16 protein-coding genes are annotated in these 11,492 nt (G+C 64.4%); 13 read left to right on the plus strand and 3 right to left on the minus strand.

The genetic code is table 11. From position 1 onward, the window contains the following. The first annotated feature begins 14 nt into the window (after positions 1-14). Together I6F12_RS06970 and I6F12_RS06975 are read left to right on the plus strand one after the other, a co-directional pair. Positions 15-470: a MarR family transcriptional regulator gene (locus tag I6F12_RS06970; protein WP_036001344.1), complete on the plus strand. Its 456-nt coding sequence runs from the start codon at positions 15-17 to the stop codon at positions 468-470. Positions 471-630: 160 nt separating this feature from the next. Beyond that, positions 631-1,020 (plus strand): hypothetical protein, encoded by a 390-nt coding sequence (locus I6F12_RS06975; RefSeq protein ID WP_225171382.1) that lies wholly within the window; start codon positions 631-633, stop codon positions 1,018-1,020. A 4-nt stretch (positions 1,021-1,024) separates the two neighbouring features. On the opposite strand, the gene I6F12_RS06980 is transcribed toward I6F12_RS06975, so the two are convergent. Both I6F12_RS06980 and I6F12_RS06985 read right to left on the minus strand, forming a co-directional pair. Beyond that, positions 1,025-1,726, minus strand: coding sequence for a hypothetical protein (locus I6F12_RS06980; RefSeq protein ID WP_225155840.1), 702 nt, complete (start codon positions 1,724-1,726; stop codon positions 1,025-1,027). A 125-nt stretch (positions 1,727-1,851) separates the two neighbouring features. Beyond that, entirely contained in the window at positions 1,852-3,048 is a 1,197-nt protein-coding gene (locus I6F12_RS06985) for an amidohydrolase family protein (RefSeq protein ID WP_225155841.1), read from the minus strand. Positions 3,049-3,205: 157 nt separating this feature from the next. Between I6F12_RS06985 and I6F12_RS06990 the strand changes: the two genes are divergently transcribed. From I6F12_RS06990 to I6F12_RS07025, 8 genes are all read left to right on the plus strand, one after another. After that, positions 3,206-3,979, plus strand: a complete 774-nt coding sequence (locus I6F12_RS06990) for a ferredoxin--NADP reductase (protein WP_036001332.1) — start codon at positions 3,206-3,208, stop codon at positions 3,977-3,979. A gap of 191 nt (positions 3,980-4,170) precedes the next feature. Further along, positions 4,171-4,494, plus strand: coding sequence for a hypothetical protein (locus I6F12_RS06995; protein ID WP_036001330.1), 324 nt, complete (start codon positions 4,171-4,173; stop codon positions 4,492-4,494). Positions 4,495-4,595: 101 nt separating this feature from the next. Then, positions 4,596-5,867 carry a cytochrome P450 gene (locus tag I6F12_RS07000; protein WP_225155842.1) on the plus strand — a complete coding sequence of 424 codons (1,272 nt, stop codon included), beginning with the start codon at positions 4,596-4,598 and terminating at the stop codon, positions 5,865-5,867. A 147-nt stretch (positions 5,868-6,014) separates the two neighbouring features. Continuing rightward, positions 6,015-6,200 carry a hypothetical protein gene (locus I6F12_RS07005; RefSeq protein WP_036001413.1) on the plus strand — a complete coding sequence of 62 codons (186 nt, stop codon included), beginning with the start codon at positions 6,015-6,017 and terminating at the stop codon, positions 6,198-6,200. Positions 6,201-6,214: 14 nt separating this feature from the next. Then, positions 6,215-6,415, plus strand: a complete 201-nt coding sequence (locus I6F12_RS07010) for a hypothetical protein (RefSeq protein ID WP_036001325.1) — start codon at positions 6,215-6,217, stop codon at positions 6,413-6,415. A gap of 1 nt (position 6,416) precedes the next feature. Beyond that, complete coding sequence (locus I6F12_RS07015) at positions 6,417-6,644, plus strand: hypothetical protein (protein ID WP_036034382.1); 228 nt, start codon at positions 6,417-6,419, stop codon at positions 6,642-6,644. A 15-nt stretch (positions 6,645-6,659) separates the two neighbouring features. Then, on the plus strand, positions 6,660-6,923 hold the full coding sequence (locus I6F12_RS07020; protein WP_036001319.1) for a hypothetical protein: 264 nt from the start codon (positions 6,660-6,662) through the stop codon (positions 6,921-6,923). 24 nt (positions 6,924-6,947) lie between these two features. Then, complete coding sequence (locus I6F12_RS07025) at positions 6,948-7,190, plus strand: hypothetical protein (protein WP_036001316.1); 243 nt, start codon at positions 6,948-6,950, stop codon at positions 7,188-7,190. Between the two features lie 35 nt (positions 7,191-7,225). On the opposite strand, the gene I6F12_RS07030 is transcribed toward I6F12_RS07025, so the two are convergent. Beyond that, the gene (locus I6F12_RS07030; protein ID WP_225155843.1) at positions 7,226-8,476 is read right to left on the minus strand and encodes a DUF763 domain-containing protein; all 1,251 of its coding nucleotides are present in this window, start codon (positions 8,474-8,476) and stop codon (positions 7,226-7,228) included. A gap of 126 nt (positions 8,477-8,602) precedes the next feature. Between I6F12_RS07030 and I6F12_RS07035 the strand changes: the two genes are divergently transcribed. The 3 genes from I6F12_RS07035 (at position 8,603) to I6F12_RS07045 (ending at position 11,446) form a co-directional block, all read left to right on the plus strand. Next, positions 8,603-9,745, plus strand: coding sequence for a mechanosensitive ion channel family protein (locus tag I6F12_RS07035; protein ID WP_036001308.1), 1,143 nt, complete (start codon positions 8,603-8,605; stop codon positions 9,743-9,745). Positions 9,746-9,829: 84 nt separating this feature from the next. Continuing rightward, entirely contained in the window at positions 9,830-10,540 is a 711-nt protein-coding gene (locus tag I6F12_RS07040; protein WP_225155844.1) for a TetR family transcriptional regulator, read from the plus strand. Between the two features lie 21 nt (positions 10,541-10,561). Further along, complete coding sequence (locus tag I6F12_RS07045) at positions 10,562-11,446, plus strand: amidohydrolase family protein (protein ID WP_225155845.1); 885 nt, start codon at positions 10,562-10,564, stop codon at positions 11,444-11,446. The last annotated feature ends 46 nt before the right edge of the window (positions 11,447-11,492 follow it).

An 11,492-nucleotide genomic window follows, 5' to 3' on the forward strand; every position in this document is an offset into this window, starting at 1 on the left:
AGGGCTGCGAACGGATGGCGAGAAGCGTTGCGGCAAAGAAAAGTGTCAAACCAGCGAAACCGCCTTACGTGCTCGACGAACAGGTCGGCTTCATCCTGCGCCAGGTCTGGCAGCGCCACAGCTCGATCTTCGCCCGCGACATCGGCACCAATCTGACGCCGACGCAATGGGCGGCGCTGTCGAAACTGGCCGAGACCGGGCCGTGCTCGCAGAATCAGCTCGGGCGCCTGACGGCGATGGACGTCGCGACCATCAAGGGCGTGATCGATCGTCTCACCGCGCGCGGCCTCACCGAGACGAGCCAGGATCCCGAGGACGGCCGCCGCCTGCTGGTGAGCCTGACCCGCGCCGGACAGCAGCTTGCCGAAAAGCTGGCGCCGAACGCGCTGGCGATCACCCGCGAGACGCTGGCGCCGCTCGAGGCGAAAGAGCGCGAGACGCTGATGATGCTGCTGAACAAGCTCAGGTGAAGGTTTCGTAGGGCGGGCAATGCGAAGCGTGCCCGCCATCCTTTCTCGAGTCGCAAAAATCGTGGGCACGGCACTTCGCGCGTTGACCACCGTACGGCAGTTGAACAAGGTGCCGGAACTGGCGACTAACCTTGATGAAGGGTTTATCGAGGTTTTGGTCATGAGAGTTGCGACGCGCTTTGCGGTTGTCTTGAGTCTTGGTGCCGTGCTCGCCGGCCAATGCGCTCCCGCCTTGGCGGCGCAGCCTTACGAAGGCTTCTGGGCCTCGACCAAAAAGGACTGTCGCGACGACGACAGTCCCAACCGCATGAGCATCGAGGGCGGCAATCGCCTGTACTGGTATGAGACGCGGTGCCGCGCCAGCCAGATCACGGCCGACGGAAGGCTCGGCTGGAAAATGAAGCTGGCCTGCGAAGGCGAGGGCGAAAAATTTCGCTCCAATCCTCGCGTCTCTGTCGCTGCGGATGGCAGGCTGGTGATGGACAACGGTCCGGTTGGGCGGGCCAAGCGCCAGACCTATGTGCGCTGTGAGATTGCGAAGAAGCGCTGATCTCTTACGTCTTTCCCGGCCATTTGGCGCGGTAGCGGATTTCGCTGCCGTCACCAAGCCGCCGCCACGTTCCGAATTCCGGCGTATGCGGCGCCCGGGCCGTCAAATCGATCGGATAGATCCGGCTCGGCTGGCCCTGGATGTTGACAGCGAGCTGCCGGTGCGAGGTTCGAAACGCCAGCTCGACTTCGCCGGCGATAACCGCCTGGTCGCCATCGCGATAGAACGCGGCCGGACTGACTTCGCCCGGCATGGTGTTGATGTCGGTTTGCAGTTCGATGGTGATGTCCTGCGCCGATGTCGGCACCGTTACTCCCGCCGGAAAGCGGACCTCGAACACGAGCAGGGGATTGGCGCCGTTGCGGTTGAGCCAGGGCGTTGCGGTCGCGTATGCGTACGCAATGTAGGCGCCGATGCCGGCGGTGCAGAGCAGGGCGACGATGCCGAGCGACTTCAAGCTGTTCCGCGCGACACCGCCGACGCCTGCGTCCTGTCCTGTATCTTTGCCTGAACGCGCCACGAGCCAGTTGGCGAGAACCGCGCCGGCGATCGCGCCCATGGGCGAGTAGACGAACAGTCCCAGCAGACCCGATGTGATCGGGGCCGCACGGTTGCCGACATCGAGCAGAGAAAACAGCACAAAGATCGCGATATAGCCCGCCACCGCGCCAGCGACGCCCACGGCTATCCGTGATGGGTCCTTCATGTCAGCCTCGATGGTCGAACAATAAACTGCCGCCGCCGAGGGCTGCCTGCGTTAGACGCAACAGGCTTGCGACTTGTTCAATGCCTTCGAGGGACAATGCGGAGCGGCGGGCCGCTCCGGCTGCATCACTTCGCCACCACCTCCGGCACCTTGCCGGCCGGCGGCGTGTTGCGGCTGCGCTGGGTGCGGACGATGCCGTCGATGATGGTCATGCCGATGCCGGGGAGATCGCCGAGCTGGACGCTCTCCAGGATGTTCTTGCCAGGCGAGTGCTGGGCCTTGTCCATGATGACGAAGTCGGCGGAGCGGCCGACCTCGATCAGGCCGCAATCGAGCTGACGCATCCGCGCGGTGTTGCCGGTGGCAAGGCAGAATGCGATCTCGGCCGGGAGGTCGCCGAGCGAGGACAGCATCGAGACCATGCGCAGAATGCCGAGCGGCTGCACGCCGGAGCCGGCGGGTGCGTCGGTGCCGAGGATGACGCGGTGCAGGTCGCCCATCTCGCGCGCGGTGCGCAGCGTGAACAGGGCCGAGCGCTCATTGCCGTTGTGCACGAGCTCGAGGCCGCGCTTGCAGCCCTCGCAGATGCAGCGGATCTGGTCGTCGGGCAGGGCGGTGTGGCCGCCGTTGATGTGACCGACCACGTCGGTGTCGGCCTCCAGCACCACGTCCTTGTCGATCAGGCCGGAGCCGGGAATCGAGGGGCCGCCGGTGTGGATGGTGCTCTGGATGCCGTATTTGCGCGCCCAGCCGACCATTTTCCGCGCGGTCGGGCCGTCCTTGACGCCGCCAAGGCCGACCTCGCCGAGCAGCTTGACGCCGTTGGCCGCCATCTCCTTGAAGTCTTCTTCCACCATCTCGCATTCGATCACCGGCGCGCCAGCGTGAATCTTCACGCCGCCGGGGCGCAAGGTCCAGAATGCGCGCTGGGCGAACACGGCCATGGCCTTGAGGCCGACGACGTCGCGGGGGCGGCCGGGCATGTGCACCTCGCCGGCGGAGATCATGGTGGTGACGCCGCCGTGCAGATAGCTGTCGATCCAGTTGATCTGGTTCTGCCGCGGCGTCCAGTCGCCGGCGACAGGGTGGACGTGGCTGTCGATCAGGCCCGGCGCCACCGTGGTGCCGTTGGCGTCGACGATGGCGGTGGCGCCTTCGGTATTGACCTCCTTGAAGCGGCCGATCGCGCTGATCTTGCCGTTCTCGGCGACGATGGTGTCGCCGTCCAGGATCGGCTTTTCCAAAGCGCCGGACAGGATCAGGCCGATATTGCGGATCACCAGCTTCGAGGGTCCGGTGGCCTGGGGTGCGTCATGCGCCATGGAAGGGGCTCCTTATTCCTAACTGCAACGCTTCCGATCTTGGGCAGCCTTGACCGCCGGATCAAGCCGGATTATTCATTAGTATACGAATGATCGTGTACAAACGACGCATAGCTGCCGGCCTCGGAACCGCAATCGACGCGACAGGGAAGGTGAGATGAGCAATTTCAATCAAGAAAGCGTTTTGAGCGTCCACCACTGGACCGATACGCTGTTCTCCTTCAAGACCACCCGCACCCCGACCTTCCGCTTCCGCAACGGCGAATTCACCATGATCGGGCTCAGGGTCGGCGAGAAGCCGCTGCTGCGGGCCTACAGCGTCGCCAGCGCCAATTACGAGGACACGCTGGAGTTCTTCTCGATCAAGGTGCCGGACGGACCGCTGACCTCGCGCCTCCAACATCTGAAGGAAGGCGACGAGATCATCGTCAGCCGCAAGGCCACCGGCACACTGGTGATCGACAATCTGGAAGAGGGACGTAACCTCTACCTGATCGGCACCGGCACGGGTCTTGCGCCGTTCCTGAGCGTGATCAAGGATCCCGAGACCTATGAGCGGTTCGAGAAGGTGGTGCTGCTGCACGGCTGTCGGCACGTCAAGGAGCTCGCCTATGGCGAGATGATCACCGAGCATCTGCCGAAGGACGAGCTGCTCGGCGAGTACATCCAGAACCAGCTGATCTACTATCCGACCGTGACGCGCGATCCCTTCCGCAATCGCGGCCGCATCACCGATCTCATCACCTCAGGCAAGCTGTTCGCCGATATCGGCCTGCCGGTGCTGGAAGCCGCCCATGACCGCGTCATGATCTGCGGCAGCCCGGCCCTTGTGGCGGACACCCGCGTCCTCCTGGGTGAGCGCGGCTTCGTCGAGGGCAATCACGGCGAGCCTGCCCAGTTCGTGGTAGAGAAGGCCTTCGCCGAGCGCTGAAGCGTTTTCGAGCGAAGTGGATACCGGTTCGCGTCAAGAAGACCCGCCCAAATAAGAATCTAAGGCCCCGTTGCGGGGGCTCCAGATCCGGAATTTCTGCGCGAGAAGATCGCATTTTCGCCACTGCCGGGGCGTTGCGGCGCCGATTCGGCGCACGATACTATGTGGGACCGAATCAGCGGAGTTCCCACATGGTTGCGGACAGCGACAGCAACATCGCCTGGCACCGGGTTCAGTTGAAGAAGAACCGCGCCGAGCTGAAGGCGCTGGAGACCGCGCGCTTCACGATGGGCGAGATCGCCACCTCGAAGCGCAACGGCCAGACGCAGAAGACGATCGCGGAACTCAAGCGCAAGATCGCACAGTCGGAGCGCGCCATCGCCGATCACGACAAACGGACGCGCCGTCCACTCGCAACCGACCTGCAGAGCCTCAGCAATGGCAGCTGGAGCCATTGGGACGCCTACACCCAACAGCAGCGCAAGAGCGGCCAGCGCTCATCCGGGCGTGGATAGGCGCGGCTCGCCACGCCCGCGGCCGACGAGCAGACGCGCCCTTGCGCCGGCCGCGCCGCGCACCATCTCGGTGATACGCCACCAATCGTTCCGGTGATCCCATGACAGTGCGCCTCGATTTCACCAGCGAGGCCTTCTTTCGCGATCCGCCCAAGGCGATCGCGAAATTGCGCATGTCCGCACCCGTGGTCGCGACGCGGTTTCCCATCGTCGGCAATGTCTGGATCACCACGACCCATGACGCCACCGCGCAGGTCCTGAAGGACGGCGCGACCTTCACCTTGCGCAAGGAGGATGGCGATATCGCGGGCTTGCGCTGGTGGATGCCGAGGTTCGTCAGGACCATCGCCAACAACATGCTGACGAAGGACGAGCCGGATCACACGCGGCTGCGCAGCATCGTCGACGAAGCGTTTCGCCGCCGCGCGATCGTTGCGATGGAGCCGCGCATCCGGGCCATCGCTGACGGTCTGGCCGACGAGCTGTTCGCGCAAGGATCCCCGGCCGATCTGGTCCAGCGCTATGCGCGCATCCTGCCGCTCGCGGTGATCTCGGAGCTGCTCGGTCTGCCGCTCGCAGATCGTCCAAAGTTCATCGCCTGGGCCAACGCGATGACCTCGCTGACGAATGTCGTCAGCTTCTTCCGCCTGCTGTTCGCGGTGCGCAAGATGCGCGCCTACCTCGAGCAGCAGTTGCAGATCGCGCGTGTCCAGGGCGGCGAGGGCCTGATTGCCGAGCTGATTCAGGTCGAGCGCGAAGGCGGCCAGATCACGCCGGATGAAATGGTCTCGATGGTGTTTCTGTTGCTCGGGGCGGGATCGGAAACCACCACCCATCTCATCAGCGGTTCCATCTACGAGCTGCTCAGGAATCCCGAGCTGCGCGACTGGCTGGAACAGGATTGGAGCCGCGTCGGGCTCGCGGTCGAGGAGTTTCTGCGCTTCGTCTCGCCCGTGCAATTCTCCAAGCCACGCTACGTGCGGCGCGATGTCGAGGTCGAGGGCGTGCGCCTGAAGAAGGGCGATCGCGTCATGGTGATGCTCGCCGCTGCGAACATGGATCCCGCGGTACATGATCGTCCCGAGACCCTCGATCTCGAACGCAAGCCGAACCGCCATATCTCATTCGGCACGGGAATCCACTTCTGCCTCGGCCATCAGCTCGCGCGCATCGAGGCGGCCTGCGCGCTGGAGGCGCTGTTCGTGCGTTGGCCGAAATTGAGTCTTGCCGTCGATGCCGCTGAAATCCGCTGGCGCAAGCGGCCGGGCTTGCGCGCGATCGCGAAGCTTCCTGTCACGGCAGAGGGCCGCGGAACAGAGGCGACTGCACGCAGCGGAACGAGGGGCGATCGTTCCCTCACCGCGGCAAACTGACGTTGGCGGCGCCCTTCGGAAAATCTTTGCCTGTTGTGATCGGCCAGGAACGGTGTGCCGTTCGTGCTGTTGTCATCCCGACATGGCGAGGAGGGGAGTTCCTTGGGGCCCATGTCGCAGATCGACGTCTTAACGGGAGACAAGATCATGGCCAGCAAGATGCCACCTGTTCCACCGGACAATCAGAGCCGCAAGGGAACCGGCGATCGCAAGCAGATGTCCGCCGATCAGATGCCGCACGGTCAAGAGCGTGTACAGAATCCGGATCAGCAGGGACAGCAGGGCAACATCAAGCAGAACACGACCAACCAAGGCTATCAGCAAGATCGCTGAGGAGGACGACATTCATGTCGACATCCACGAAGACACCGAACAGCATTCGACAGGGCGGACCCGGCGCCTCGCATGAGAACGCGAAGGCACCACTTCAGGTGAAGAAGCCGCCGGCGGACGATCCGCAGCGCAGCCACAGCCGGGTTTCCGGCGGCGGTGGCGAGCGCGATTCCCATCACACGCACGACGAGGCCGGAAAGGGCGGAGGCAGGTGACATGGCCAACAAGCAACCCAAGCTGTACGCGCCGACCGAGAAGGACCTGCATGACAATCCCCTGATCGGCGGATCCAAGGGCGCGAACAGGGCAGGCGTTTCGCCTGACGACCTCGAGGACGTCTTGGGCGAGAACACGATCGAAGGCGACGTCGAAAACGACGTGAACGCCGGTGGCGGTATCGACAAGGATGTCGCGCGGAGCGGTTCGCCCCGAAGAGGCCGGTAAGATTGGAGGCTCACAATGCAGGGCAAGAAGACTCACGAACAGCAAGTGCGCATCCTCGAGCGGAAGCCAGATGTTCCGGATGCGCGAGAACTCGAGCAGGCCGCCGGTCATAACCCGCAAGACACGCGCGTCCATCGTGCGAACCCCGAAGCTCGTCACAGCGAGTTTCCAGTGAGCCGCGGCGGTCTCAACCAGGAGAGCGATCACAACAAGCACAACGATCCCGGCCAGAGCGGCCACAAGCCGCCCAAACCGACGACGGCACAACAGAAGCACTAAATCATCCGAAGAGAGGAGAGACTGATGCCTGGTGGGCATGGCAGCAAGACGCACTTCAGATCGGGCATGCATGGCAAGGGCGACGGCACCGGCGCATTGACCGACGTGCCGAAGGAGATGATCGGCGACAACATGGTCCTGTCCAACCGCGACAAGAAACAGCATTCGGACATTCGCGGCATGGACGGCAAGTCCATCCAGACCGAACAATATCAGGACCACGCAGCAAACCGGCTCGATGAGAAGCCGGAGGCCGACGAGACCTGAGAGGGCGTTCCTTCCGCCAACTTGCGGACCGGTGTTCAGCCGGTCCGCTTTTTTGTGGGCGCAAGGTCCCGCTCCCAGCCGAACACCGAACGGCCATCGAGCTCCGGTGAGGCCGCACGCTCGCCGGCGATGAAAGCATCGACTGATGGGCCGCGCGCGGTCCTCTCCAACCGCCGTGCCTGGTCGTCGAGGCGTTTGATCGCCTGCATCTCCTCGTCGCGTCCGAGCTTCGCGTTTCGGATCGCGCCCTTCAGCACCCGGATGGTCTCGTCATAGACCTTGATCGGAACGGGGTAGGGATGCCGGTCCTTGCCGCCATGGGCGAGCGAGAAACGGGCGGGGTCGGTGAAGCGATAGGGCGCGCCGTGCACGACCTCAGCGACCATGGCTAGCGAGCGCACGGTGCGCGCGCCGACGCCCGGCGTCAGCAGCAGCTCCGGGAAATCGACCGGGCCGCGCTCGGCTGCGGCGGCGAGCGTGCCGTGCAGGCGGCGCGCGAACACGTCCTTCGGCCGCACATCATGATGCGCAGGCATGATCAGATGCGGCAGCATGCCTTGCGCCGGCGTGGACGGGGTCCCCGCGAGCCGCTCGAATTCGGAGACGATGCGATCCGGGCCGAGGTCGGAGAGCAGCTCGAGCTGTGCCGTCCGAGACAGATCGGCGCGATGATCGGTGAGATTGACGATCTCGCCCTGCTGCGGCCCGTCGATTGCGCTGTGCGGCGTATCGACAAAGCTCTTCACTGCCTCGGAGTGCCAGTGATAGCGCCGCGCCTGCCGCTTGTCGCCGTTCATGCCCTGCTGCACCACCGTCCATTTGCCCTCAGTGGTGACGAAGAAGCCGTGCAGATAAAGGTCAAAGCCGTCCTGGACCGCGGCGCTGTCGACCTTGGCGACCAGACGGCTGGCCCGGGTCAGGTTGACGCCGTCGAATCCGACGCGGTCGCCGAGCTGCAACAGCTCGTCCGGCGTCTTGCGCGAATGCTGACCGCGACCGCCACAGACGTAAATCCCGAGCTCGTCCTGGAGCGGTCCGAGCCCGCGCTTCAGCGCGCCGATCACGGAGGTGGTGATGCCGGAGGAGTGCCAGTCCATTCCCATCACGGCGCCAAACGACTGGAACCAGAATGGATGCGACAGGCGCTGTAGAAATGCGTCGCGGCCGTAATGATGCACGATCGCCTGGGTGACGATCGCCCCGAGCGAGGACATGCGACTTGCCAGCCAGGGCGGAACCCGCCCGGTGTGAAGAGGAAGATCGGCGCTGCCGGTTCGTCGAGTCATGGCGACAAGCCTAGCGCAGCTCAGCGACGGTTGCACCTGCGGGATGCTGCATTGCACGGGGCGGGGGAGCGAAGCCGGCCGGGATGCGTTGTGCGGGTTGCGTGAGTGCAATGATGGGGACGATCCATGGATTGGCAGGCTCTGACGGCCGATATCGACAGGATGTTCGGCTGGATACCGTCATGGTTCATCGGCCTCACCCTGGTTGCCGGCGCGATCCTTCTTGCCCTGCTCGTCTACCGGGTTGCCACATGGCTTCTCAACCGCGCTTTCGGAACGCGGCTTCCGCTCTTGAGCGTGTTCATCGAGCGCACGGCAGGCCCCGCGCAAATGGCGCTTTGCCTTGCCGCCGTCGCAATGGTGCTGCCGCTGGCGCCGCTCGACGATACGATCCGCACCCCCCTGACGCGGCTGTTCGTCGTGGCCTTCATCGCGCTGATCGGCTGGATCTCGATCCGGATCGTCGACATGAGCGCGGCGCGCTACTTGCAGAACTTTCGCGATGTCACCGAGAATTTCGTCGCGCGCAAGCACGTCACGCAGGTGCGCGTGTTCAAGCGCGTCACCGACACCATCATCGTCATCATCACGGTCTCCGCCGCGCTGATGACGTTCGACTCCGTGAAGCAATACGGAGTCAGCCTGTTCGCCTCCGCAGGTGCTGCCGGCATCATCGTCGGCCTTGCCGCGCGCCCGCTGCTGAGCAATCTGATCGCCGGCCTGCAGATCGCGATCACCCAGCCGATCCGCATCGAGGATGCCGTGATCATCGAGAACGAATGGGGCTGGATCGAGGACATCGCCTCGACCTATGTCGTGATCCGGCTGTGGGATTGGCGCCGCATGGTGGTGCCGCTGTCCTACTTCATCGAAAAGCCGTTCCAGAACTGGACGCGCGACACCGCATCCCTCATCGGCGTCGTCGCGCTGCATGTCGACTATCGCGCCGACGTCCCGCGCATCCGACGCTGGCTGGAGGAGGCGGTGAAGCAGTCGAAGCTGTGGGACGGGGAGGTGGTGAATCTCCAGGTGATCGATGCCGATTCGCGCACCATCGAGCTTCGGGCGCTGGTCAGTGCCAGGAACGCACCGCAGTCGTGGGACCTGCGCTGCGAGATCAGGGAGAAGCTCATCGCCTTCATCCGCGACGAGATGCCGGAGGCGCTGCCGCGCGACCGCGCCATCCTGATCCCGTCGGGAGACGGAGAGGGCGATCTCGGACTGCGTCCCGCACCGCCGGAGAAGATGCGGGCGAGCGCCAGTCACTGAACGGCGCTTACGCGCCTGCGCCGTCCCGCCATTGCCACGTTCTTGTTGACGAGACCTGATCTTTTGTACGATAGTACAAATCTCATGGTACGCAAGCCCACCAGCAAGGAAGCGGCCCGCAAGCCGAACATGCGCGAGGCGATCCTCGCCGCCGCGGAGGAGCTGTTCGCCACCAACGGCTTCAATGCCGTATCGGTGCGCGACATTGCGCAAGCTGCCGGGGCAAATCCGGGCAGCGTGACCTATCATTTCAAGACCAAGGACGGTTTGCTGCTGGAGATCTACCGGCGTCATTGCGGGCCGATGAATCTGCGCCGTTCCGAGCTGCTCGCGGCCGCAAAGCGCGTGCGCGATCTCCAGGACCGGCTGGAGGCGATCGTTCGGGCCTATGTGGTGCCGGCCTTCACCTCGGGCAGCGATCTCGCCGGCGGCGGGGCGCGTTTCACGCGGCTGCGCGCGGTGATGTCGGCGGAAGGTAACGAGGTCGCGCGAAAGATCATCGCGCAGACCTTCGACGACACCAGCCACGCCTTCATCGACGCGGTGCACGAGAGTCTGCCGCACATTCCGCGCACGGACATCGTCTGGCGCAGTCACTTCCTGCTCGGCGCACTCTATTATTCACTGGTGACGCCGGAACGCGTGTCGCGCCTGTCGCGCGGCGAGGCCGACGGCAGCGATGCCGCTTGCGCCATCGAACAATTGGTGCAGGCCACCGTCGCGGCTTTCCAGGCGCCGGCGCTGGATGAGGCCGCGCCGGCGCGGCGGCGGCCGGTCGTCGCCGGCAAGACGTGAAACGCTTCGGCGGTTCACCTCATGACGATGATGTACACGCCGACCATTCCGCCGCCCGATCCTGATACGCGCGCGCCGAAGTTCAGGCTGCCGAAGCTGTCGTGTGACGCGCATTGCCACATCTTCGGGCCCGGCGCGAAATACCCTTACGCGCCGGAGCGTTCCTACACGCCGCCGGATGCGCCGCTGGAGGATTTTCGCATCCTGCATGCCAAGCTCGGCGTGGAGCGCGCCGTCATCGTCAATGCCAGCGTGCACGGCACCGACAACAGGGTGGCGCTCGATGCGATCGCTGAGAGCAATGGCGCCTACCGTGCCGTCGCCAACATCGATGGCGCCGTCACCGAGCGCGACCTGCGCGTGCTGCATGAGGGCGGTTTTCGCGGCTGCCGTTTCAATTTCGTCCGCCATCTCGGCGGCGTCCCCGACAAGCGCGTGTTCGACCGCATCGTCGCGATGGTCACGCCGCTCGGCTGGCACATCGATCTGCATTTCGATGCGATCGATCTGCCCGAATATGCCGACATGCTGACAAGGCTGCCCCTGACCTACACCATCGACCATATGGGCCGGGTGAAGGCGGCAGACGGGCTCGACCAGTTGCCGTTCAAGATCCTGATCGAGCTGATGCAGCGCGATGACAAGTGCTGGGTGAAGATCTGCGGCTCGGAGCGGGTGTCCTCTATCGGTCCGCCGTTCACCGATGCGGTGCCGTTCGCGCGAAAGATCGTCGAGACCGCGCCGGATCGCGTCATCTGGGGTACGGACTGGCCGCATCCCAACGTCAAGGTGATGCCGAATGACGGCGATCTCGTCGATCTGATTCCGCTGTTCGCGCCGGAGCCGGCGGTGCAGACGAAGATTTTGGTCGACAATCCCGCGCGCCTGTTCGGGTTCGAGGCGTGACGAGACGTTGCGCGACATGCGTTGCGGACGCTGGCGGATGCATACG

The sequence above is a fragment of the Bradyrhizobium sp. IC4059 genome (genome assembly GCF_020193615.1).
Taxonomy (GTDB): Bacteria; Pseudomonadota; Alphaproteobacteria; order Rhizobiales; family Xanthobacteraceae; genus Bradyrhizobium; species Bradyrhizobium yuanmingense.